At 31.3% G+C, this 25287-nt stretch carries 20 protein-coding genes and 2 riboswitches; of the genes, 6 read left to right on the plus strand and 14 right to left on the minus strand.

Annotated features, from left to right (window positions below; all coding sequences use genetic code 11):
- Nucleotides 1-78: 78 nt before the first annotated feature.
- The 7 genes from NZD85_RS02610 to NZD85_RS02640 all read right to left on the minus strand — a co-directional run bounded on the left by NZD85_RS02610 (nt 79) and on the right by NZD85_RS02640 (nt 9744).
- Complete coding sequence (locus NZD85_RS02610; protein ID WP_260543248.1) at nt 79-2151, minus strand: protein-disulfide reductase DsbD family protein; 2073 nt, start codon at nt 2149-2151, stop codon at nt 79-81.
- Complete coding sequence (tilS, locus tag NZD85_RS02615) at nt 2145-3452, minus strand: tRNA lysidine(34) synthetase TilS (protein WP_260543251.1); 1308 nt, start codon at nt 3450-3452, stop codon at nt 2145-2147. Before tilS ends, NZD85_RS02610 begins: the two co-directional genes overlap by 7 nt.
- A 110-nt stretch (nt 3453-3562) precedes the next feature.
- Nucleotides 3563-3970, minus strand: coding sequence for an RrF2 family transcriptional regulator (locus tag NZD85_RS02620; RefSeq protein WP_225541888.1), 408 nt, complete (start codon nt 3968-3970; stop codon nt 3563-3565).
- A gap of 77 nt (nt 3971-4047) precedes the next feature.
- Nucleotides 4048-5457 carry an aldehyde dehydrogenase family protein gene (locus NZD85_RS02625; RefSeq protein ID WP_260543255.1) on the minus strand — a complete coding sequence of 470 codons (1410 nt, stop codon included), beginning with the start codon at nt 5455-5457 and terminating at the stop codon, nt 4048-4050.
- A gap of 167 nt (nt 5458-5624) precedes the next feature.
- Nucleotides 5625-6263, minus strand: coding sequence for a LysE family transporter (locus tag NZD85_RS02630; RefSeq protein WP_260543257.1), 639 nt, complete (start codon nt 6261-6263; stop codon nt 5625-5627).
- Nucleotides 6264-6383: 120 nt separating this feature from the next.
- Complete coding sequence (locus tag NZD85_RS02635) at nt 6384-9005, minus strand: valine--tRNA ligase (protein WP_260543259.1); 2622 nt, start codon at nt 9003-9005, stop codon at nt 6384-6386.
- 79 nt (nt 9006-9084) lie between these two features.
- Complete coding sequence (locus tag NZD85_RS02640) at nt 9085-9744, minus strand: hypothetical protein (RefSeq protein WP_260543261.1); 660 nt, start codon at nt 9742-9744, stop codon at nt 9085-9087.
- Nucleotides 9745-9833: 89 nt separating this feature from the next.
- Here NZD85_RS02640 and NZD85_RS02645 point away from each other — a divergent pair, with 89 nt between their 5' ends.
- Complete coding sequence (locus NZD85_RS02645) at nt 9834-10199, plus strand: DUF1573 domain-containing protein (protein ID WP_188319976.1); 366 nt, start codon at nt 9834-9836, stop codon at nt 10197-10199.
- 13 nt (nt 10200-10212) lie between these two features.
- Here NZD85_RS02645 and NZD85_RS02650 read toward each other — a convergent pair whose 3' ends face one another.
- Together NZD85_RS02650 and NZD85_RS02655 are read right to left on the minus strand one after the other, a co-directional pair.
- Nucleotides 10213-11874: an LIC_10190 family membrane protein gene (locus tag NZD85_RS02650; RefSeq protein ID WP_396127080.1), complete on the minus strand. Its 1662-nt coding sequence runs from the start codon at nt 11872-11874 to the stop codon at nt 10213-10215.
- Complete coding sequence (locus tag NZD85_RS02655; protein WP_260543263.1) at nt 11874-12530, minus strand: metal-dependent transcriptional regulator; 657 nt, start codon at nt 12528-12530, stop codon at nt 11874-11876. Before NZD85_RS02655 ends, NZD85_RS02650 begins: the two co-directional genes overlap by 1 nt.
- A 101-nt stretch (nt 12531-12631) precedes the next feature.
- Here NZD85_RS02655 and NZD85_RS02660 point away from each other — a divergent pair, with 101 nt between their 5' ends.
- Nucleotides 12632-14689 (plus strand): TonB-dependent receptor plug domain-containing protein, encoded by a 2058-nt coding sequence (locus tag NZD85_RS02660; protein ID WP_260543264.1) that lies wholly within the window; start codon nt 12632-12634, stop codon nt 14687-14689.
- A 492-nt stretch (nt 14690-15181) separates the two neighbouring features.
- On the opposite strand, the gene NZD85_RS02665 is transcribed toward NZD85_RS02660, so the two are convergent.
- The 3 genes from NZD85_RS02665 to NZD85_RS02675 form a co-directional block, all read right to left on the minus strand.
- The gene (locus NZD85_RS02665; protein ID WP_260541612.1) at nt 15182-16063 is read right to left on the minus strand and encodes an IS3 family transposase; all 882 of its coding nucleotides are present in this window, start codon (nt 16061-16063) and stop codon (nt 15182-15184) included.
- A complete protein-coding gene (locus NZD85_RS02670) occupies nt 16042-16470 on the minus strand; it encodes a helix-turn-helix domain-containing protein (protein WP_260541613.1) in 429 nt (142 codons plus the stop codon). Before NZD85_RS02670 ends, NZD85_RS02665 begins: the two co-directional genes overlap by 22 nt.
- 95 nt (nt 16471-16565) lie before the next feature.
- Complete coding sequence (locus tag NZD85_RS02675; RefSeq protein ID WP_260543266.1) at nt 16566-17747, minus strand: homoserine dehydrogenase; 1182 nt, start codon at nt 17745-17747, stop codon at nt 16566-16568.
- 117 nt (nt 17748-17864) lie between these two features.
- Nucleotides 17865-17962: riboswitch (SAM riboswitch) on the minus strand.
- A 448-nt stretch (nt 17963-18410) separates the two neighbouring features.
- A riboswitch (SAM riboswitch) is annotated at nt 18411-18511 on the plus strand.
- 44 nt (nt 18512-18555) lie between these two features.
- On the opposite strand from NZD85_RS02675, the gene NZD85_RS02680 reads away from it, so the two are divergent.
- The 3 genes from NZD85_RS02680 (at nt 18556) to metF (ending at nt 23379) form a co-directional block, all read left to right on the plus strand.
- A complete protein-coding gene (locus tag NZD85_RS02680; RefSeq protein WP_260543268.1) occupies nt 18556-19554 on the plus strand; it encodes a homocysteine S-methyltransferase family protein in 999 nt (332 codons plus the stop codon).
- On the plus strand, nt 19542-22208 hold the full coding sequence (gene metH, locus NZD85_RS02685; RefSeq protein WP_260543270.1) for a methionine synthase: 2667 nt from the start codon (nt 19542-19544) through the stop codon (nt 22206-22208). The genes NZD85_RS02680 and metH overlap by 13 nt, the downstream gene beginning before the upstream one ends.
- A 214-nt stretch (nt 22209-22422) precedes the next feature.
- On the plus strand, nt 22423-23379 hold the full coding sequence (metF, locus tag NZD85_RS02690; RefSeq protein ID WP_260543272.1) for a methylenetetrahydrofolate reductase [NAD(P)H]: 957 nt from the start codon (nt 22423-22425) through the stop codon (nt 23377-23379).
- A gap of 42 nt (nt 23380-23421) precedes the next feature.
- Here the strand turns inward: metF and NZD85_RS02695 are convergent, their stop codons facing one another.
- The gene (locus NZD85_RS02695) at nt 23422-24045 is read right to left on the minus strand and encodes a hypothetical protein (RefSeq protein ID WP_225541876.1); all 624 of its coding nucleotides are present in this window, start codon (nt 24043-24045) and stop codon (nt 23422-23424) included.
- Between the two features lie 92 nt (nt 24046-24137).
- Here NZD85_RS02695 and NZD85_RS02700 point away from each other — a divergent pair, with 92 nt between their 5' ends.
- The gene (locus NZD85_RS02700; protein WP_171622801.1) at nt 24138-24584 is read left to right on the plus strand and encodes a KTSC domain-containing protein; all 447 of its coding nucleotides are present in this window, start codon (nt 24138-24140) and stop codon (nt 24582-24584) included.
- 52 nt (nt 24585-24636) lie between these two features.
- Here the strand turns inward: NZD85_RS02700 and pdxH are convergent, their stop codons facing one another.
- Nucleotides 24637-25284 carry a pyridoxamine 5'-phosphate oxidase gene (gene pdxH / locus NZD85_RS02705; RefSeq protein ID WP_171622800.1) on the minus strand — a complete coding sequence of 216 codons (648 nt, stop codon included), beginning with the start codon at nt 25282-25284 and terminating at the stop codon, nt 24637-24639.
- Nucleotides 25285-25287 lie beyond the last annotated feature (3 nt).

Here is a 25287-nt window from a genome sequence, read left to right on the forward strand (position 1 = left end):
GGTATTTATTGGAACAAATTGAGTAAAAACAAAAAACTCCCGCAAATGCGGGAGTTTTTATCTGTATATAAAAGATAATTATTTCGATTTATATTTTACAATACCATCTTGTAACCATTTCAAGTAAACTTCTATATCAAGCTCTGCTTCTAATGGTTTAGAATAACGATTCAAATCTTTGTCAACCACAATATAGTATGGTTGTGCATTGGCATTAAAATGTTCAATCTCGAAAGCTGTCCATTTATTACCAACTGTTTTTAAAGTTCTATTATTTAAATGTTTTGAAAAAACTTGTTCTTCCTTTGGTAAAGGAGTTTGCTCATCAACGTATAACGAAACTAAAACAAAATCTTCAGTCAACATCTTTTTCACACGCTCATCGCTCCAAACACGTTCTTCAACTTTACGACAATTTGCACAAGCATGTCCCGTAAAATCTAACAAAATTGGTTTGTTAACTTTTGTTGCGTATGCAGCTCCTTGTTCAAAATCTTTGAAAGCAGGAATTCCATGAGGTCCAGCAACCATATTTGGATCATCAAATTTAGCAGTTGTTTGTCCACCTCCTACACCTTCGTGGAAACCACGTGGCGATTCAGAATAGGTCATTGGTGGCGTTAATCCACTTAACAATTTTAATGGACCTCCCCATAAACCTGGAATCATATAAATTGCAAAAGTTATCGATAATAATGCAAACAACATTCTTGGCACGCCAATCGTTTGCACAGGCGAATCTAATTCTAATCTAAATTTACCTAATAAATATAAACCTAAGAAGATAAAAATTGCAATCCAAAATGCTAAGAAAATTTCTCTTGGTAACCAATTCATTTGCCATACCAAATCTGCGTTTGATAAGAATTTTAAAGCAAAGGCTAATTCAATAAACCCTAACGATACTTTGATTGTATTTAACCATCCTCCAGATTTTGGCATCGAATTTAACCATCCTGGGAACATTGCAAATAATGTAAATGGAATGGCTAAAGCCAAAGAGAACCCAAGCATTCCTACAATTAATGAATAATAATTTCCTCCTTGCGTTGCTTGTACTAATAATGATCCAATAATTGGTCCTGTACAAGAGAATGAAACCAATGCTAAAGTAAACGCCATAAAGAAAATTCCGATTAATCCTCCTTTATCAGCTCCTTTATCAGCTGCATTTACCCATTTACTTGGTAATGTCAATTCGAAAGCTCCGAAAAATGAAATAGCAAACACAATGAAAATAACAAAGAAAGCTAAGTTTACCCATGGATTTGTTGACATTTCATTTAGTACCGATGGGCCAAAAATTACTGTTGCTAATAATCCTAATGCAACATAAATAACAATAATGGATAAACCATAAATAAATGCTTTTCCAACCCCTTCACCTTTCGATTTACTTTGTTTCGTAAACATACTTACAGTTAAAGGAATCATTGGGAAAATACAAGGCATTAACAAAGCTGCTAAACCTCCTAAAAATCCTAATGAAAAGATTTTTATTAATCCATTATCATGTTTTTCGTTATCTGCTAATAAAGACTCATCTACCTTTTTGATACTATCTTGAGTTGCAGGAACAGCTGCTACAGAATCAACTTCAATAGTGTCTTGTACAATTTCTTTTTCAACTACTGTATCTTTTATTTCAGCTACAGTTTCTTCTATTTTTAACTCCTCTTTTGTTTCTTCAACTTGTGCAGTTGGCGTTAATTTTACGCTACCACTTGTTTCATCTGGTGGCAAACAACGTTCGGCATCACACATCTGAAATTCGATTGTGTACGAAATATTTACAGGTTTATCACCTGTAACTTTTACTTTCTGAACAAATTTTACTTGGTTCTCAAAATACTTTTCATCTTGTTCAAAAATCTGGCTGTATTTATCGATACGTTTTCCTATTTCTCGTACTCCACCAACTAATTTTGCATTGGCAGCTGGTTTAAATGCTGCACTTGCTGGAATTCCTATTCCTCCATCAGGATGTTTTGATGAATAAAGGTGCCAACCTTTATCAATTTTTCCTGTTACCTCAATTTCAAACTCATTTTGTCCAACCTCCTTCACCGAACTCGACCATTTTGCAGGACTAAATAATTGTGCGTTGACTAAAATTGGAAACAAAAAAAGTATCCAAAGTTTCTTTAACATACTGTAATGTTTAAAAAGTTTTTACTTGTTTCTGTTGTTTTGAAACGTTCATCCAAACGATGGTTCACCACCCAAATAATTTGATCTTTTTGGTCACAAAGCAACCATACCTTCTCTTTTTCTAACTTAGAGAGTTTCAAATCTTTCATAAACTTACTCATCAGTTTTTTTTGTCCATTCATTCCGATTGGATAAAAGAAATCTCCCTCTTTCACTTTTCTTAGTTTAAGTGGAAACAAAATTGATGTAAAGTCTACTATTTCTGTAGCGTTTTCGTGTGGATTTATCGATTTCACGAACTTCAAATTTAACGAATTGATTTCAATTAAATCATCAAAAATTGTTATTTCGTCTTCATTTTCTTCTTCTATTGGTTGAAGCAACAAATTCTCTCGATTTTTAACCAATCGATAAGTTGTTGATTTTATTTCACTTCCCGTTTCCGCATCCAAAAATTTCAGAAGTTCTTTACTCGAATAAAAACCATATTTTTCGAATAAATAATACAAAAAAGTTTCTAAAGGTTGAAGTGATTTTAATGGATTAATTTCAATCTTTATTGGATTATCTCCTGAAAATAAATCAGTTCTGACTTCTTCTACTTTATTTTGTATAATTTGATAATTATCATTGATATGACTTAAACTTGCCAAAAAATTCTCATCAAACTGAGGATGAAGTTCTTTTAAAACAGGTGTAATATGATGACGAATTTTATTTCTGGTATATTCATCTGTCGCATTTGTGTAATCTTCTCGCCAACTAATTTCATTTGCTTCTGCATATACTAACAACTCATTTTTTGTAAAGTTTAAAAGCGGACGGAATATTTTTCCATTATCAGTTTGCATTCCAATCAAACCTTTCAAACCTGTTCCACGAGATAGATTAATCAAAAACGTTTCGATATTATCATCCAAATGATGCGCGGTAACCAAAATATCCAAATGATTTTGTTGCTGAACTTGCTCAAACCAATCATAACGCAAATTTCGGCAAGCCATTTCTACCGAATAATTACCTGTTTTTTGATAAGCTGCAACGTCAAAACGAACCGAATGAAAGGGAATATTCAATTTTCCACAATATTCTCTCACTAATGCCTCATCTTTATCTGCATCTACTCCACGCAATTGAAAATTACAATGAGCCACTTGAAAATTTGCAGAAGTTTGACGAAATAAATCCAACAAAATCATACTATCAACTCCCCCACTTACAGCTAATAGATAGCCATGTGTGTTAAAATCGTGTTGATTTAAAAGTAAGTTAAACTCTTGTTGAATGGATTTATTTTTCATGAAATACAAATGTTCGAAATTAGAAATTATTCCTGAAATAGTGTTACACTATTTTTCCTTGTTCTTATAAAATTTACCAATAAAAAAACCTGAAAAATTTCAGGCAAAATTTATTTTAAACTTTCTAATGATTTATTTTCAAGGATTTCTAATGTCGAATCTCTTAATTCTACCATTACCTTATTCAAAGTGCAAACGCCTTCGTTGGGGCAATCGTCGCATTTTTCGTAATAATTTTTACTAACACAGGGTAAAAGCGCAATTGGACCTTCTAAAACACGAATCAAAGAGGCTAAACTAATATCCTTTGCTTCTTTTGCTAAATAATAGCCACCACCTTTTCCTTGTTTTGAATTGACAAATCCCATTTTTTTTAAATCCAATAAAATTGCTTCCAAGAATTTTTTAGGGATAACTTCCTTTTCAGAAATTTGCCCAATCAATACTGGCTTACTACTTTCTTGTCTGGCCAAATGAGCCATCGCTTTTAGTCCGTATTTTGTTTTTTTTGATAACAATTTTATATGATTTAATTACAAAAATAACGTTGATAGTTGTATAAAACAAATATAAGATTAAAACGGTTGAAATGATTTTAAAAATATTTCATCAAAAAATCAATTACCTTTTGGGTTGTAGAAGTATACGGATAATTAAGAAATTTGGATGGCGATAAAATACGATTTACGTGTAAGACTGGCTTCATGTGTGAAAAATCTTTAAACCCTTCATAACCAGTTGACGCACCAATTCCTGAATGATTAACTCCTCCAAATGGTAAATTCGGATGTAAAATATGAACTAAAGTTTCATTTATTACGACAGATCCTGAAGATGTTTGATTTTTAACTTCTTCAATAAAAACCAAGTTATTAGAAAATAAATATAAAGCTAAAGGCTTTTCTTTCAAATTAATATACTCAATTACTTCATTAATCTCTTTAAATGTATAGATAGGAAGTATTGGACCAAAAATTTCTTCATTTTCTATTAAAGCATCTTTCGGTATATCAATTAATAAAGTTGGTTTAATGTATAGTTCATCCTCTTTATATTCATTTCCAAACGGGCATTTCGCACCTTTTTCTAAAGCATCGGTGATCAAATTTTTTAATCGATTGTAATTTTGAACATTTACTATTCGAGCCAAATCCTCTGATTGAGAAGGATTTTTTCCAAAAATATTTTCGACATGTGTAATAAAAACATCTACAAATTGATCGCTGAACTCTTCTTTAATCACTATATAATCTGGCGCAATGCAAGTCTGTCCCAAATTGATCAATTTACCCCAAACAACTTTCTCTACCACTTCTTGCATCGGAATTGATCCATCAATAATCAAAGGCGATTTACCTCCTAATTCTAATGTCACAGAAGAAAGATGCTTAGCTCCTGCTTGCATTACAATTTTACCAACTTTCGGAGATCCTGTAAAATGAATATGGTCAAATTTTTTGGCTAATAAATAGGTGGTTTCATCAACTTGCCCTTCAATAACTGCAACATGATTTTGTTCAAAAACTTCGGATATAATTTTATCAAGTAGTTTAGAAACATTTGGACAAAATTCTGAAGGCTTCAATATGGCTGTGTTTCCAGCTGAAATACATGCTACAAGATGTAGTAAACATAACTGAAAAGGATAATTCCATGGCGAAATAATCAAACAATTACCTAAAGCTTCGGGCTGAATTTTTGCTTTCGAACCAAAAAAAAGAAGATTATTAGAAACAGATTTTATTTTCGACCAGCGATTCAACTTTTTTCGAAATAACCTAATTTCTGATAAAACAGGGAAAATTTCAGTTGAATCTGATTCAACTTTTGATTTTCTCAAATCAATAAACAATGCTTGCTCAATTTCAATTCGGTGATTAAGAATTGATTGTTCTAATTTTAGCAAAAATACTTTGCGTTGAGCAATAGTTAAATTTCGAATAGTTGATTTATTCTTGAATTGCAGTTCGTAAATCTTATCAATTTCCGTTTTAAAATCAGCCATTTTAAACATTTTAGAAATGTTAATTTAATGATTTTTTTTGGAATTTTAGTTTATTTAATTCAATCGTAAAAATGAAAAAGCACTTTTTAAGATTAATTAAAGTTATTTTGAATGAATCTTAATAAATAAAGCGATAGAGAATACAATCTTTAGTTAGAAATAAATTCTTAGAGAAACAGTTGATAAATCGTCAAAATAGAAACTACGCTCGTTACACCGCCAATGACATAGTTGATATTTTTTAGAATAAATGAATTTTCTTCTGATTTTGAATTGAAAAATTTAAGATACAAACTAAAAATTATCATCGAACCAATCACTACGCCTAATGCAAAAATAGAGCTATTAGGTTGACCAAAAACCGTAATTTTATATGAAACTAAAGTTGCGCTTAAAAAGACATAAAAAGGTATCGGAAAAACATTTACAGCTGATAACAATAATCCATATAAAAACTTATTCTTCTGTTTGACATCTCCTTGTTGTTTTAGTCTTTTATTTTTCTTTTTTAGGTCTTGTTTTTTCGCAAAAAATAGAAAATATATCGTAATCATTACAAAAACTGTTAATCCTACTTGCCGGAAAATTTTAGTTACTTCTTCATTAAAATTAATGAATTTTGCTAAAAAAATGGCTAAATAAACTTGAATCGCGATTGTAATTGCTGTTCCTAACATAAAGGTATATGCACTTTTAGTTCCTTCTTGTTTACCAATTTTCACCACCGTCATATTCAATAATCCAGGAATGGATGATCCAATAAAAGCTGTAAAAATTCCGATTAAAAGTAGTTCTAAATACTGCATTAAGTTTTTGTAAAAAGGTCTGCAAAGTTAAGAAATATACTTTTCAATTAAAATTAAATACATAAAAAAAACCACTCCAAAAGGAGTGGTTAAATCTTTATACTAAAATCTAATCTAAGATTATAAAGCTTGTAATTGCTCTTCGATTTGAGCAATTTTAGCCAATGTGTCTGCTTCTTTTTTTCGTTCTGCACCAATAACTTGTTCTGGCGCTCCAGCAACAAATTTTTCATTAGATAATTTTTTACGAACAGAATTTAAGAAACCTTGATAGTATTCTAACTCTTTTTGTAATTTCTCGCGTTCAGCTTCAACATCAATATTATCAGACATAGGAATCATAAATTCTAATGTACCTACACGGAAAGCAAAACCTTTTTCTGGTTTATCTCCAGTATTGAAGTTAGAAACATTTCCTAATTTCGAGAATACATCTACATAGATTTCGTTAGTAGCTTGTGTATCAGCAAAAACTTCTAATGCTTCTTTTGGAGACATTCCTTTTTCTGAACGTAAACCACGAATTGCTGTTGTTGCTTCTTTCGTATTTTCAAAATTTTTGATAATCGTTTCATCAAAAGATGTAATTTCTGGATACTTCGAAACAATTAAAGCTTCGTCATCCGTTCTTTCAGCAATTAAATGCCAAATTTCTTCTGTTAAGAAAGGCATAAATGGATGTAAAACTTTCAATACATTTTCTAAATAACCAATCGTTGCATCAAATGTTTTGCGATCAATTGGTTCTCCAAAAGTTGGTTTAATCACTTCTAAATACCACGAACAGAAATCATCCCAAATTAATTTATAGATTGCCATTAACGAATCTGATAAACGGTATTGATCGTAGTTATGTTCGATATCTGCTAAGGTTTGTTGGAATTTATTTTCGAACCAGTTTACTGCTTTTGCTTGCGCTGTAGTTTGTTCTAAATCTTCTTTAACTTCCCAACCTTTAATTAAACGGAAAGCATTCCAAATTTTGTTGGCGAAGTTACGTCCTTGTAAACATAGCTCCACATCAAATGGTAAATCATTTCCAGCAGGAGCTGTTAATAACATTCCCATACGCGTAGCATCGGCTCCGTACTCGTTCATTAACTCAATCGGATCTGGCGAATTCCCTAAAGATTTCGACATTTTACGACCTTGTTTGTCACGAACGATACCTGTGAAATATACATTTTCGAAAGGCAATTCGTTACGATATTCGTATCCAGCAACAATCATACGTGCCACCCAAAAGAAAATAATATCTGGACCAGTTACTAAATCTTGTGTTGGATAGTAATAATTGATTTCTTCGTTTTCTGGATTATTGATTCCATCGAAAACTGAAATTGGCCATAACCAAGAAGAGAACCAAGTATCTAATGCATCTTCATCTTGACGTAAATCTTCAATAGTTAAAGCAGTATTTCCTGTTTTTTCTTGTGCTAATGGTAATGCTTCTTCTTTTGTTAAAGCAACAACGAAATCTTCGTTTCCTTCACCATAGAAAAATGCAGGAATTTGGTGTCCCCACCATAATTGACGAGAAATGTTCCAATCTGTTACATTCTCCATCCAGTTACGATAGGTATTTTTAAATTTCGCTGGGTGAAATTTAATTGTGTCGTTCATTACGTTATCTAATGCAGGTTTTGCTAAATCTGTCATTTTTAAGAACCATTGATTCGAGATTTTAGGCTCGATAACCGCTCCTGTTCTTTCAGATGTTCCTACATTATTTTTATAATCTTCTACTTTTTCAAGTAAACCTTTTTCTTCTAATTCTTTCTCAACTTCTTTACGCGCTTTGAAACGATCCATTCCGGCATAGTTTAATCCGTAATCGTTTAATTTTGCATCATCCGTAAAGATATCGATGAACTCTAAGTTGTGTTTCTTTCCTAATTCGTAGTCATTCGTATCATGAGCTGGCGTTACTTTTAAACATCCTGTTCCGAATTCTAAATCCACATACTCATCTTCGATGATATTTACCTCACGACCAACTAAAGGAACAATTACTTTTTGTCCTTTTAACCATTCGTAACGCTCATCGTTTGGATTGATACAAACAGCAGTATCCCCAAAAATAGTTTCTGGACGAGTTGTCGCTACAACGATATATTTGTCAGAACCTACAACTTGATATTTTAAGTGGTATAATTTTCCGTTTTTCTCTTTGTAAACCACCTCTTCGTCAGAGATATTTGTTTTTGCTTCTGGATCCCAATTTACCATGCGATACCCTCGATACACTAAACCTTTGTTGTATAAATCGATAAATACACGTTGAACAGATTCAGATAAATCAGGATCCATTGTAAATTTTGTACGATCCCAATCACAAGAAGCACCTAATTTCTTTAATTGATCCAAGATGATACCACCATGCTTATGTGTCCAATCCCAAGCGTGTTCTAAGAATTTTTCGCGTCCGATATCAAATTTAGAAACACCTTCTTCTTTTAATTTCGCAACTACTTTTGCCTCAGTAGCAATTGAAGCATGGTCTGTTCCGGGAACCCAACATGCATTGAAGCCACGCATACGTGCACGACGAATCAAAACGTCTTGAATCGTGTTATTTAACATATGTCCCATATGTAAGACACCTGTGACGTTTGGCGGTGGAATTACAATTGTGTAAGCTTTTCTTTGGTCTGGTGTAGATTTAAAATATTTTTTCTCCATCCAGTATTCATACCATTTTCCTTCTACCTCTGTCGGCGTATATTTCGATGCGATTTCCATTATTTATTTATAACTTAAAAACAAATTTGGGCAAATTTACACAATCTGCCCAATATTTCTTAACTAATAAAGAATTTGTTTATTTATTCAACAACTCGATAAGTAAAATTAAATCTTGCTCTTTTTTCAGATTAAGTTTATTATTATTTACAATTTCTGCTACGTTTTTATCAGTAAATTCTCCAAACTTTTTTGTTGATTTTGGTACGTTAAACAATTTATCATCAAATCCAATCTGTAATTTATCTTGTTTATAATAACTTGTTTTATTTGAAGCATTTAAACCACTTGCTCCTAATCCATCAATTCCATCTATCGTTAACTTTTTGTAAAGTACTATTTTAGCATCCATTGGTGTTAATACTTGCAAATACCTTGAAGACACCACACTTCCTTCTATAAAATTTACATACTTATAAATTTTCCCATTGTCAAACCTAATTATTTGATCAGAATATTTATTCATTTTATATAAATAACCATCGCGTAAAAATTCGAAATCATCAAATAAGGCATTATATCTAAAATTTTCTTTTTCTTTGAAGCCATCAATACTCGCAGGTAAAAAGTTTACATCAAAATACTCATTCTTATTTGTAGAACCATCTGTATATTTTTGTTGTTTCAATTCTGCTACTAACGTTTGCAAATTATATTCATTAACAGTTGCTGTTGAAGATATCTGCGCATCGACACTATTAAAAGTTAAAAGTAATAATGGAATAATTACTGTTTTCATATTAATGTTTTTTTATACTTACTAAAATACAAAAAAAGCATTCTTTTTTGGATTATTTGCTTAACTTTGATTATAAATTAATTATCGTTATGAAAAAATTAATGTTTGTAAGTGTTTTTGCATTAGGTATTTCGAGTGCATTTGCTCAAACGCTTAGTTTAGATAAAGAAGAAATTCAATTTGGGAATATTAAATTGAATACAGATGTTACTTCAAAAATTAAAGTAACAAATACAGGAGACAAGCCTTTAGTTCTTAAAAGTGTTGTAGGATCTTGTGGATGTACAGCTCCTGATTACCCTAAAACCCCAATAGCTCCAGGCGCATCTGCAGATATCACAGTAAAATATTCGAGTGGTTCTATGGCAGGGGATTTTAATAAATCTGTCACAATCACATCTAATGATGCAACCTCTTCTCGTAAAATCTTCAGAGTAAAAGGTAAAGCACAATAATACTTAAAGCAAGCTAATTAGCTTGCTTTTTTTGTTCTTGCATCAAAAATTCAGTTATTTTTTTTCGTTCATTTTCATTCATCTGAACAAAATAAAATCCATTTTTCACATTTAAAGAATCTATTTGTTGCGGATAACCATTATATATTAAATAACTATTCAAAGTCGAAGTACTAATCGCAGGTACAGGAGAGTTATAAATCAAGGGATAATTTGTAGGGTAATTATATAAAATATTTCCTATTTTTTTTTCTAATGTTGGTATTTCTCTGTAAGTACCTGGCTGTAAAAGTTGCTTTAATTCTATTTTTTTTTGATAAGAAAAAGATCGTATTGAATTTGAACTTAATCTACCTAAGTTTGGAAATAAAATAAAAAGAGAAACTGCAAAGACACCTAAAAAACTTATTCCTTTTGAAAACTGAAAATAGGTTTTATGATTAAAAATACTTAAAATTAGTACAACATCAATAACCAAAATATCTAAAAGAAATCTAAATTGAGGCGATAAAAATAGCATTGCAAATAACTTTATCCAGCAACAAAATATTAATAATTGAATGGTCGATTTTTTGTAGAAAAAACTAATTATTGTTGTTAAAAGTGTAAATCCTATAATGAATAATAATATAATTGACCGCACAGCATTCTGAAACAAAATTGCATATAAATATTCAAATGAATTCATTTTCATTACCTCTTCAAATGTAAAAGAATCCTTTAGAGGAATAAACTTTCCATTTAATTTCGAGATATCATACATACTTTTCGGCGAACTCCATTGGAGATTTTCAATAGAACTGAAGCTTATAGGAAATAAAGGATTTGAAGAAACAATAATTCCTTTGCAACAAAACAAAAAAGTAAAAAATATGATTAAAAGAATGTTTTTATCCTTCAAAAATCTATATTCTTTATTCTTCAAATATTCAATTAAGAAAAAAATCAGTAGAAAAATGCTAATTGGTTTTATGACAACCAAAATTGTCGAATAAAATAAATAGTCTGAAACTTTTCCTTTTTGATTTAAATATTCATTAATTAGTAAAATTGTTATAACAAAAACAGGTAAATCGGGAGAAGGAGAATTTAAAAAAAATAAAAACAAAGTGTTAAAAAACAACAATTTGTAGCACTTTTTATCAAATACATATAAATTAAAAACAATAAATAAACTTATGTTTAATCGATAATAAACATCCAAACTCTCGTTAACAGCAGCTTGTAAAATATGCCAAAAACTATTTTGTGCTAAAACCCATTCTAAATTAGAAAGTCCCTTTACAAAACCAGCAAAATCCAACCATTTTATCGTCGGAATGTAGTAACCAAAATGGTCTAAAATAAACGGATAAGTTGTTGCAACCAACAAGCCTAAAAAAGAAAATATATAAAAATATCGTGAAATATTTCTCAACTCTTTCACATATTTTTGAACCTCTTTTCTATGATAAATTAAGGAAAGAATAGAAATAAGAATTAAAATTGCTTCGTAAGTAAAATTTAAAGGGATAAAAAATGCAAGTAGAAAACTGAGAAGTCCTACTCCTATCATCCCGTTCAAAATAACAAAAGAAATTGACGAATTTATTTTTGGGAATATTTTTTGAAAAAGGAATCCAAATCCTAAAAAATATAAGAGTAATAACGTTGAAAATATTAATTGCGCAATCATTATTTACCTAACAACCTTGACGTTACATGATTACTAAAAGTTTCAACTTCATTTGTTTCAAGAAATTCTACCGTCATAGTTCCATCAAATTCCTCAATTGAAATGATCTTTATTTTATCATTTAGCTGAATGTTTTTCGAATTCAGATATTTTAAAAATTCATCCGAAGAACCTATAACAGCACAAATTTCAACTAAATCTCCTTTTTGAAATTCAGACAATTTTTTATAGTGAACAAACTCTACATTTCCATATTTATCTGGAATTGGCGAGCCATGTGGATCTAATTTGGGATAATTTAAAATTTCATCCATTTTATCAAAAAAAGAAGGACTTTGAATATGTTCTATTTGCTCTGCAATTTCATGTACTTCTTCCCAACCAAATCCCATTTTTTCGACCAAAAACATTTCCGTTAATCGATGTTTTCGTACAATCAAAGATGCTTTCAAAATTCCTTTATCAGATAACCGAAGTGGTTTATACGATTCATAGATCACCAATTCTTTTTCAGCTAATTTTTTCATCATACTATTTACCGTAGGCATTTTTATCTCTAAATGCTTACTTAACTCTTTTACATTAACTTCTCCTTTTCCATTTCCAGATAAATGAAATAATGCTTTTAAGTAATTTTCTTCGACTAATGAATTCATAAAACAAATATAACTGAAAATATAGAAAATTATTTAAATTTCATTTAATAAATATTTTTATTAGATTTGTCTAACTTTTAAATTAGCCTAATAAATATCGCATGAAAAATACTTTAAGCATCCTCATTTCAACTTTACCATTACTTGCACTCTCCCAAAACATAAATAATGATAGTTTAATAGTAAAAGATTCTACCGAAAAATTAAATGAAGTGGTAGTTACAGGCACTATGAAAGCTATAAAAAAATCTGATAGCCCCGTGCCTATTGAAATTTACACTACAAATTTTTTAAAAAAAAATCCAACCTCATCACTTTTTGATGCTGTACAATTAATCAATGGAGTTCAACCTCAACTCAATTGTAATGTATGCAATACTGGAGATATCCATATAAATGGAATGGAAGGCCCTTACACCATGATTTTAATAGACGGAATGCCTATTGTTTCTTCTCTATCTACAGTTTATGGATTGAGTGGAATTCCGAATTCTTTGGTTGAACGAATAGAAGTCGTAAAAGGGCCAGCATCTTCCCTTTATGGAACAGAAGCTATGGGAGGAATAATTAATGTGATTACAAAATCTCCGAAATCTGCTCCGAAATTATCTATAGATGCTTTTACAACTTCATGGTTAGAAACCAATCTTGATGGTGGATACAAATATAATTTAGGAGAAAAGGTAAATAGTTTATTTGGTTTTAATTACTTTAAATATGGAAATAAAAAAGATAAAAATAACGACGGATTTACGGATGTAACTCTACAAGATCGTGTCACTTTATTCAATAAATTTGATTTTGAACGTCAAGAAAATAGAACAGCATCAGTTGCTTTACGCTATTTATACGAAGATCGTTGGGGAGGTGAAACGAGCTGGAAACGTAAATTACATAGAGGAGGTGATGAAGTTTATGGCGAAAGTATTATGACAAATCGTTTTGAAGCGATCGGAATGTATCAATTACCTCTAAAAGAGAAAATAATAACTCAATTTTCGTATAATTTTCATCAACAGAATTCATTTTATGGTTCAGAATCTTATCAAGGAAAACAACAAGTTATTTTTGCTCAAGCTTATTGGAATAAAATAATTGGACAACATAGTTTACTTTTAGGATCTTCATTTAAATATACGTATTACGATGATAACACAAGAGGTACTGGAGAATATGATGAACATAATAATCTAATCAAGAACAATCCAATGAATACTCCTATTCCTGGTGTTTTTCTACAAGACGAATGGACTTTGAATGCTGAAAATAAACTATTACTTGGTTATCGATTTGATTACGATAAAACACATAAAGGAATACATTCTCCAAGAATTGCATACAAACTTTCACCTTCATCTTATCATACTTTTAGAGCTAGTTTTGGTACGGGATTTCGTGTTGTAAATGTTTTCACAGAAGATCATCGTGCATTAACTGGCGCTAGACAAGTAGTTTTTGAAAATGAATTAAAACCTGAAAAATCATATAATGGTAATATTAATTATGTATTCAAATTACCTACTTCTTTTGCAGCATTAAACTTTGATTTCACGACATTCTATTCTTATTTCACAAATAAAATTATTGCGAACACAGACACAGATGAAACAAAGATTATCTACGACAATTTAAACGGACACGCAATTTCTCAAGGGGTATCTTTGAACATAGATGCAACATTTGATTTTCCGCTAAAAATAACGCTTGGCGCAACCTATATGGATGTGTACAAAAACGAAAATGGAAAAAAAGAAGTACAATATCATGCTCCAAAATGGTCTGGAAATTTCTTAGCAAGTTATGCATTCAAAAAAAATTTAAGTGTTGATTTAACCGCCAATTATAATGACAAAATGAAATTACCTCGTGTGGAAAATGATTATCGTCCAGAATATTCAAAACCAACTTTTATAGCAAATATTCAATTTACCAAATCATTTAAAAACAATATTGAAATCTATGGTGGCGTAAAAAATCTTTTTAATGTCTTACCAAAAGGTGATGTCATTGCTCGTTGGTGGGATCCTTTTGGAGAACCGGGAAATGGCGTAACACCTCCACAAGGTAGGAATGATGTTATTTTTGAACCAAATGATTACAGTTATACAGCAATGCAGGGTACTCGTGGTTTTTTCGGAATTCGTTATAACTTAAAATAATGAAAAAATTACACATCATTTTTCTACTGTTATCAATTTATAGTCAAGCACAAATTTCATTCGATAAATTAAATTCTAATTTCCATGAAAAACCGAAACCTATATTGCTCTTTTTTTCAACAAAGTGGTGCAGCTATTGCTTAATTCAAAAAAAAACAAATTGAAAAAGATAAGAGTTTATTCCACTTTTTAAATAACGAAGTTTATTATTTAGAAGTAGATGCAGAGTCGCATGATACTATTTATTTTTTAGAAAAAGTTTATCAACCTAAAGAAAAACTACATGCTTTTGTTGAGGAATTTATTTCAACAAACGAACAGATTAATTATCCGTATTGGGTTTTAATCTCAAAAGATCTTAGAATAGAAATGACCTATTCTGGACTTATTAAAAACAAATCATTTAAAATCCTATTGGAAAAGTATTTTAAAGGCCCTAATTTTGTAACGTCCTGAAAAAATGATACAGGATTAGACCAATAAAATTTTATTTTAAACAGTACATATATTCGTATTTGTACTGTTTTTCTTTTTGTACGATTTTGGTATTAAATCTTGTTGCTGGTGCATTTGCATCGGTGTTAAATAATAGTTTGACAAATGCGGTCTTAACTCATTATAAATCTCTACGGTTTGTTTGACCAAAATCTTTCTTGTATTCAAATCTACATTAAATTTATCAATATCATATTCCTGTTTTAAAATTCCATTGATTCTTTCGGCTATGGCATTCTCATAAGGATCTGATTCTTGTGTCATACTACAACGGATTTTATGCTTTTTCAATAGCTTTTGATAATCATCGGAACAATATTGTAAACCTCTGTCCGAGTGATGAATAAGACTCTTCGGGTTTTCTTTTTTCAATGCCATTTTTAAAGCATTTAAACAAGATGCTGTAGCCAAAGAATCCGACACATCAAAGCCTACGATTTTCTTAGAATAAGCATCGGTTATCAAGCTTAAATAGGCTGGGTTTTCTCTGTTTCCCAAGTAGGTGATATCCGACACCCATACATTATTTGGTTTTCTGCATTGATAATCTTTAATTAAATTTTTATGTTTCTTAAAACGATGATACGAATTGGTAGTTTTGTGATAACTTCTTTTGGGAATGATTAACAAATGGTTAGCCCTTAAGAAGTCAAAGAATTTGTCTCTGCCAATTCTTAAATTTTCAAGTTTCTCTTTCAAAAGAAAATACAGTTTCTTTCCACCCATTTTTGGATGAATCATTCGCAGCTCTGCTACCCAATCCACAACCTGCTGTGCATTTTGTTGCCGCTTTGCTCTTCGTTTCAAATGACGATAATAAACCTGTCGGTCAACCCCGAACAATTCACAGGAGAAACTTATGGTTTCTTTTTGTTCCATTCGGAAAGAGTCGATAGTTCGGGTGGTGAGTTTTTTCGTATATCAATTTGATATTCCTCTTCGGCAAGGTTAATCATCATATCGAAAATAATGGCTTTTTTATCAGCCACATAAGCTTGTTTCTCAAGGAAAGCCTTCTGCTTTTGCAAAAGCTTTACTTGGGCTTCAAGCTCCATGATCTTTTGTTCTGGTGACTTTGGCATATTCGAGGGTGTTTGGTTCTCCCAATCAAAGGTACCAAATTTTCTGAGCCAACTCATAACTGTACTTCGGGCTTGGATGCCATACTTACGGCAAGCGCCCACAGTAGATAATTCCCCAGACTCAATTTCTTTTACAACATTCAACTTAAAAGACATACTGTAATCGCGCTGAGTACGTTTGACATAATTGCTTCTTTCTTCCATAATAACGATTTCTTTTTTGTATCGCTATTTCAGGACGGGACATTTTTAGATTTAAAAAAAGCCTCAAGATAATTTAAGGCTTTTTATCCTAAATATTACTCAAAAGCAATTATTGAAAGATTTGTATTTTCTATAATTTCTTTTTGTTTAAGCTTCTCAATATCAATTACACCAACTATATGGTTGTAATTTTTACTCTGATAACGTTCTTCTATTTCCTCAAAAAAACTTGAAACATCATCTGTTTGGTTTTCAAATCCAATGTAAACACGTTTTTTCCCATTTTGATTAAAAATACCCTCGTGTTGATTTTCATATTTTCGAATCGAATATTTATAGTCATATTTCAACGCAGAAATATCACTCAAAACCGCTGAAGATGTAGGGAAACGCCCAGCTCCTTTTCCATATAAAAACTGCTCATCGGAAAGCGAACTTCCGATCAATACACCATTGTATTCATTATTTACTAAAGCAATCGTTTTATTAAGCTCAACAAAAGTTGGTAAAACTGTAGACGTAATTTCTCCTGTTTGATGATTTATTTTTGAATTCGCAATTAGCTTAATTGTGTAATTTTTTTCGTTCGCATATTTAAAATCTTCAACTTTCAAAGCAGTAATCCCTTTACGAATAATAGCTTCTACTTCAATTTTTTTACCAAAAGCATGTAATGTAATAATCGACAATTTACTCGCTGCATCAAAACCTTCCACATCTGCCGTTGGATCAGCTTCAGCAAAACCACTTTCTTGTGCTGCTTTCAAAGCATCTTGATACGATTCATTTTCATTCGCCATTTTAGTCAAGATGTAATTTGTTGTTCCATTCACGATTCCAGAAACATAATTCAATAAATCATTATCGAAATATTCTTCTAAATTTCGAATAATTGGTACAGAACCACAAACAGAGGCTTCATAAAGGAAAGAAACATTGTTTTGTTCTTGTAATTCTAATAATTCTTTGTGATGGTCAGCAATCAATTTTTTATTGGCACTTACGACATGTTTCCCATTAACAAAAGCTTTTTTGATGATATCATAAGCTGCATCTGCATCAGAAATCAATTCTACCACAACATTTATTTCATCATCATTTAAAATATCTTCTGCATTTGTTGAAAATAATTCAGCTGGTGCATTTCGTGTTTTTGAATCATCTTTAATTACAATTTTTTTAATCGCTGCATTTAATTGTGGTTTCTCTTCTAAAACCTTATAAATCCCCTCTCCTACTACGCCAAATCCGAATAATCCGATATTTATTTTTTTCATTTATTTATTTCTTTACTATTGATTTTATCAGAAAATGTGAAGAAAAAAGGAAATTTTAAAATAATAACAATTGAATCAGTTGTATTAAGAATAATACTGAATGATGGTTATCGTAGTTATTTATCTTCCCTTAACAGGATGGAATTAGCACCTTGATTGTAATCAGGTTGCTAAAGTTTCTTAGGGCCATTTCCCTCCACTTTTCTTGATAAAATATAAAATTTTACTTGAGCTATTTCTGAGGGCAAATTTAGTACAAACTATTTCAATTTTCCAAATATTAAAACATACATTTGTTTATAATTTTCTAATTAAAGTTCTAATATGATTTAATTTCAGAATTATTTTCTAAAATTTTTATTATTTAATGATTTGATTCTATAAAAATGATTAAAAAGTAAAAACAAATCTTCTAATTAATTCTGGAAAATTCAAAAAACCTAATAATATTCTAATTTAAAACACCTTAAATAAGTATTAAAGATATTTTTTACATCAATTAACGTATTGTAAGAATATTTTTCTATGTTAATGATTTTACAACCAAAAATAATCAGGTTAAGTTTATGGAATGATTAACTTATTTTGACATGTCTTCTTCAAATAATAATTATAATGATTATCATTTTTTTATTTTAAAAGGAATGGATAATTTTGCAGATAACCTTATAAAGAATAGATGGAGGGATTAGGCCCGTAGATATCTTGGCAACCCAAAGGAAAGTTGGGTGCTACATCCTACTCAAAAAAGAGAAAGATAAGGACTTACCTCGCAATTCTTCCCATAAGGTTTTAATAAAATAGTAAAATGAAATTAAACGATATACTAAAAGAACGTATTGTTATTTTAGATGGTGCTATGGGAACAATGATCCAAAAGCACAATTTGCAAGAGGAAGATTACAGAGGAGAAAGATTCAGAAATTTCCATACATCTTTAAAAGGAAATAACGATTTATTGGTGTTAACACAACCACAAATTATCAAAGATATTCATAGAGAGTATTTAGCTGCTGGCGCAGATTTAATTGAAACAAATACATTTAATGCGAATATCATTTCGATGATTGATTATGATATGGTTGATTTAGTTGATGAATTAAATTCGGAAGCCGTTCGTTTAGCGAAAGAAGCTTGTGCGGAATATTCTACTCCAGACAAACCTCGATTTGTTGTTGGTTCTTTAGGTCCTACAAATAAAACAGCATCGATTTCACCTCAAGTGAATGACCCAAGTTACCGTGACATCGATTTTGACACTTTAGCTAATGTTTATTTTCGACAAGCTAAAACAATGTTAGAAGCAGGTGTTGATGTATTGTTAGTTGAAACTATTTTTGATACCCTAAATGCTAAAGCAGCATTTTATGGAATTCAAGATGCGATCGAAAAAACTGGAATCAACGTTCCATTAATGGCTTCAGGTACGATAACAGATAAATCTGGACGCACACTTTCTGGACAAACAACTGAGGCATTCCTTATTTCTTTAGAACATATTGATTTACTTTCAGTTGGTTTAAATTGTGCGTTAGGTGCTACAGATTTAATTCCATACTTAGAAGTTTTAGCAGAAAAAGCTCCTTTTTATGTAAGTGCATATCCAAATGCAGGTTTACCTAATGCTTTTGGTGGATATGACGAAACAGCAGAAATGATGCGTGAACATATTCGTCCATTTTTAGACAAGAAATTGGTCAATATTATTGGTGGTTGTTGCGGAACAACACCAGATCATATCAAATTAATGGCAGATTTAGCAAAAGAATACGAACCTCGAAAAATCAATGTTGCATGTCAAGCGTAAAAATTCAACTTTCTGGATTAGAACCATTAATTGTACGCGAAAATTCAAACTTTGTAAACGTTGGAGAACGCACAAATGTAACTGGTTCAAAAAAATTCTTACGATTAATCAAAGAAGAAAAATTTGAAGAAGCACTTCAAGTTGCGCGTGATCAAGTAGATGGTGGCGCACAAATTATCGACATCAACATGGACGAAGGTATGCTTGATGGTATAGCTTCAATGGTAAAATATTTACGATTAATTGCTTCCGAGCCTGATATTTCAAAAGTTCCCATCATGATTGATTCTTCTAAATGGGAAATCATCGAAGCTGGATTAAAAAATGTACAAGGAAAAGCAATTGTCAACTCTATTTCTTTAAAAGAAGGAGAAGAATTATTCATCGAGCACGCCAAAAAAATCAAACGTTACGGTGCTGCAACTGTTGTAATGGCATTTGATGAAAAAGGTCAAGCTGATAATTACCAACGTCGTATTGAAATCGTAAAACGCTCGTATGATATATTGGTCAATCAAGTAAAATTCAATCCAAAAGACATCATTTTTGATGTTAATATTTTCCCTGTTGCAACAGGAATGGAAGAACATCGCCGAAATGCAATCGACTTTTTTGAAGCGACAAAATGGATCAAAGAAAATCTTCCTTATGCGTTAGTTTCGGGTGGAGTTTCCAATGTTTCGTTCTCGTTTCGTGGTAACAATGCAGTTCGAGAAGCAATGCACTCAGCCTTTTTATACCACGCAATTCAGCACGGAATGGATATGGGAATCGTTAATCCTGAAATGATTGAGATTTATGATGATATTCCAAAAGACTTATTAGAACATGTTGAAGATGTTTTATTGGATAGACGTGATGATGCCACAGAACGATTGATTGATTTTGCTGAACATTTAAAAGGTGTTACAAAAGAAAAAAAGAAAGATGATTCTTGGCGTGAATTACCTTTAGAAAAGCGAATAGAAATAGCTTTGGTAAAAGGGATTACTGAATTTATTGATGAAGATACGGCTGAAGCATTAGATCAAATTAAGTCACCACTTCAAGTTATTGAAGGTCCATTGATGGATGGAATGAATGTCGTAGGAGATTTATTTGGAAGTGGTAAAATGTTCTTACCACAGGTTGTAAAATCGGCTCGTGTGATGAAAAAAGCTGTAGCCTATTTAACACCTTATTTAGAAGAAGAAAAACTAAGAAATAAAACTGACAAAGAACCATCTAAAATATTGATGGCAACCGTTAAAGGTGATGTACATGATATCGGAAAAAACATTGTTTCTGTTGTATTAAGCTGTAATGGTTTTGAAATTATTGATTTAGGTGTTATGGTCTCTTCTGAAAGAATTTTAGAAGAAGCTCAAAAAAATAAAGTCGATGTAATTGGACTTTCGGGATTGATTACGCCTTCTTTAGACGAAATGGTACATGTTGCTAAAGAAATGAAACGCTTAAATCTCGATATTCCATTAATGATTGGAGGTGCGACTACATCAAAAGCCCACACCGCTGTTAAAATTGCTCCGCAATATGACAAAGCTATTCACGTATTAGACGCTTCGCGTTCGGTTACCGTTTGTCAAAAATTAATTGGTTCACAACAAGCAGAATTATTTACAGAAACGGAAACAGATTATACTAAAATCAGAGAAGGTTTCTTAAATCGCGCTGTTGCAAAAGAATACCTAACAATTGAAGAAGCTCGTAAAAATAAATTGCAATTAGATTTTGAAGAAAATAAACCATTCAAACCAAATCAATTGGGTGTATTTACGCATCAAGCAAATGTAACTGAGTTAAAAGAATTTATCGACTGGACTCCTTTTTTCAAAACATGGGATTTACATGGAAAATTCCCTGCGATTTTAGATGATGAACTTGTCGGTGAAAATGCCAAAGAATTATACATTGATGCATTGTCAATGTTAAACAGAATCGAAGCCGAAAATTTAGCAAAACCGAAAGCTGTTTACGGTTTATTTAAAGCGAATACGATAAACGATGACACGATAGAATTGTTTGATGAAAACGATCTTAAAATAGAAGAATTCTACACACTTCGTCAGCAAGCGAAAAAATCGAAAGATCAACCAAATATGTCAATTGCTGATTTCATAGCACCGAAAGATTCAACTATACAAGATTATATTGGCGCTTTTGCTGTAACTGCTGGTCAAGAAATTGAAGAAGTTGCTAAAGCGTACGAAAAGAACTTGGACGATTACAATTCGATTATGGTCAAAGCAATTGCTGATCGTTTAGCTGAAGCTTATGCAGAATATTTACACAAATATGTTCGAACAGAAGTTTGGGGATACGCATCTGACGAAAATTTATCAAACAATGAATTAATTGCTGAAAAATACAAAGGAATTCGTCCTGCTCCTGGTTATCCTGCTTGCCCTGATCATTTGGAGAAAGAAACAATTTTTAACATATTAGATGTTGAGAAAAATGCTGGGATCGAATTAACAAGTTCGTTAGCCATGTACCCTGTTTCATCAGTTTCGGGATATTATTTTGGGAATCCGAAAGCTAAATATTTTGGTGTCGGAAAAATTAAAATGGATCAAGTAGAAGATTTTGCTCAACGTAAAAATATAAATTTAAAAAAAGCGGAACGTTGGTTAGGACCAAATTTGGCTGATTAGAAATTAGTCAGATTCTTCGACAAGCTCAGCATGACAACAAATCACGAGTTTCGAACTTCTGACTTCAAAAAAAATGCGTTAGGGATTGTAGTGAAAATCCTTTGCTGACCAGCAAAGATTGTAACGAAAAGCCCGCCCGAAGGGAACGCCCTAAAAAAAGAAAATATACAATTGGAATTCGAGCTTCGAACTTCGTTAAACGATAAAATAAAGAATGAAAGTTACTGAACATATAGAACGTGCGAATGGAAAACCGTTGTTTTCTGTTGAAATTTTACCTCCTTTGAAAGGTCAAGATGTAAATGCAACGTTTAAAACTTTGGATCCTTTAGTGGAATTGAATCCTGCTTTTATCGATGTGACTTATCATCGACAAGAGTATATTTACAAACAAAAAGAGAAGGGTTTGTTGAAGCGGTATCAAGTGCGAAAACGACCTGGTACAGTAGCGATTTGTGCTGCTATCCAAAATCACTATAAAGTTGACGCAATTCCGCATTTGATTTGTGGTGGTTTCACAAAAGAAGATACAGAAGATGCTTTGATTGATTTGAATTTCTTGGGCATTGATAATGTATTGGTTTTACGAGGAGATCCGATTAAATCTGAAAAATCATTTGTGCCAGAAGTTGGTGGACATGCGTATGCTTCAGAATTAATTGAACAAATTACTGCTTTGAATACTGGAAATTATTTGGATGATGATTTGCAAGAATCGCATCCGATGGATTTTTGTTTGGGTGTAGCTGGTTATCCTGAAAAACATTTCGAATCGCCAAACCTTGCAATAGATTTGCATTATTTGAAAAAGAAAGTTGAATTGGGAGCTGATTACATTGTGACACAAATGTTTTTTGACAATCAGAAATACTTTGATTTTGTCCAAAAATGTCGAGGAATGGACATTAACGTTCCGATTATTCCTGGAATAAAACCGTTAACAACTTTTAATCAATTGACTAAAATTCCACAAAATTTCTACATCGATTTACCCGAATCTTTGTCGATGGAAGTGTTGAAAGCAAAAGATAAAGAAGCGATTAAAGAAATTGGCTTGGAGTGGTGCGTTCAGCAATGTAAAGAGTTAATGGAATTTGGTGTTCCTGGATTGCATTTTTATACGATGAGTAACTCGATTAATACAAAAAAGGTTGCTGAAGCGATTTTTTAAAACTATAAATAAAAAGAGAAAGCAATTAAAGTTTTCTCTTTTTTATTCAATCCTACTATTTTTTAAAGGTGTTTCTTTTAGAAAATCATTCAATTGTTGAATTTCATTTTCGTAATCATATTTTAAATCTTCGTGAAATTTATCAAAAATAGACTGAATTAATTTGAGTCTTCCAGCTTGGTATTTAAATAATTTTTCTGCATTTTCACCTGTTGTATATTTATTAAACAGATATGAATATCGTGTAAATGATTCTTGCAAAATATATTTTCTTAATTCAAATTCGGACACTTTGTCTTTTGTAATTTGAACATGATAATTCACAATTCCACTCAGTGTTTTGAGTGTCAACAATAATTGTCTATGACTTCGAATAATATTAATCTGATTAATTAAGTGATTAGACTTTTTGAACTGTAAATCAATCTTTTCGTAAATTATTTTTACTCGATCTTGCAAGTCACTTTCATCCTCTAACAATTGAAAATGTAAATGCTCTACCAACGTTTCATCTTTATTTATAAGACGCAAAAGAAGCTTGTCTTTTTCTTTTGTAGGTAAATCTAAAATTGCAATTTTCAATGCTGGAACATCTTTCAACTTCATCTCTATTTGTTTGGTGTTAGCTTCACTAAAATTACAACTTTCTTTTACAAAAAAAATCATTTATCATCATCTTAATCAAACTTATTCCTATTAAAAGTATTTCGTGATTAATATTCCGTACTTTTGCAAACCGAAAAAAGGGTTAAAAAATTATGAAAAGCGTTGTAGAACACAGAAAATTACTTGGAGTTGATAAAAATGTCACTCTAAAAGAGTTGAAAACAATTTACAGAAATACGATGAAAGATGCGCATCCTGATAAATTTGTGAACGATGAAGCAGGTAAATTAGAAGCTGAAGAAAAAAGTAAAGTCGTGATTGAAGCGTATCATTTTTTGGTAAGTGTTAATCCTGAAACACACGAAAAAAATAAAGAAGAATATACGACAACTACGACAAAATCTAACATTCATGATTTTTACATGGACGAACAGATTTTGAAAGTTGAACATTTAGATGGTAATCATTACGAATATTTCGGTGTTCCTAAAAATACCTACATCAAAATGGTAAATTCTGATTCACCAAGTCGCTTTGCAAGAAGACACATTTACGGTAAATTTACACATCGTAAAGCGGGTGAAGCAATGAAAGATTAAATTTAATCAATACTATAAAAAAGCCTCTAAATTAGAGGCTTTTATTATTTTTTTAAGGAGCTAAACGCTCTTTTTTCCAATCAAAATCTTCTTGTAATACATAACGAACTCTGTCATGTAAACGACTTGGACGTCCTTGCCAAAACTCAATTTCTGTTGGTCGAATTAAAAATCCACCCCAATGCTCTGGACGAGGAATTTCTTTTCCTTCGTATTTTTTTTCTAACTCTAATTCTTCCGCAGCCAAATCTTGGTGTTCATCTATTACAGAACTTTGAGCAGAAATCCATGCTCCTAACTGACTACTACGAGGTCGTGTTTCGAAATATCCGTCCGAATTATTATCCGACGTCTTTTCAGCTACACCTTTTATAATAATTTGTCTTTCTAAAAATGGCCAAAAAAATGATAAACATACTTTCGGATTTTCTAACAAAGCTTTACCTTTTTGACTATTGTAATTGGTATAAAAAATAAATCCTTCATCTGTATATCTTTTCAATAATACGACACGTGTTCTCGGAAAACCATCGTCGCCAATCGTTGCAACAGACATTGCGTTTGCTTCATCTACGCCATCAGAATCCTCAGCTTGTAAGAACCAATCACGAAATTGTTCGATAGGATTTTCTCTTAACGAATCAAAATTCATGGCTTGTTTTTCGTAGACTTTTCTTTTATAACTTAAATCTTGTTTCATTAA

The organism is Empedobacter stercoris, assembly GCF_025244765.1.
GTDB classification, from domain to species: domain Bacteria; phylum Bacteroidota; class Bacteroidia; order Flavobacteriales; family Weeksellaceae; genus Empedobacter; species Empedobacter stercoris.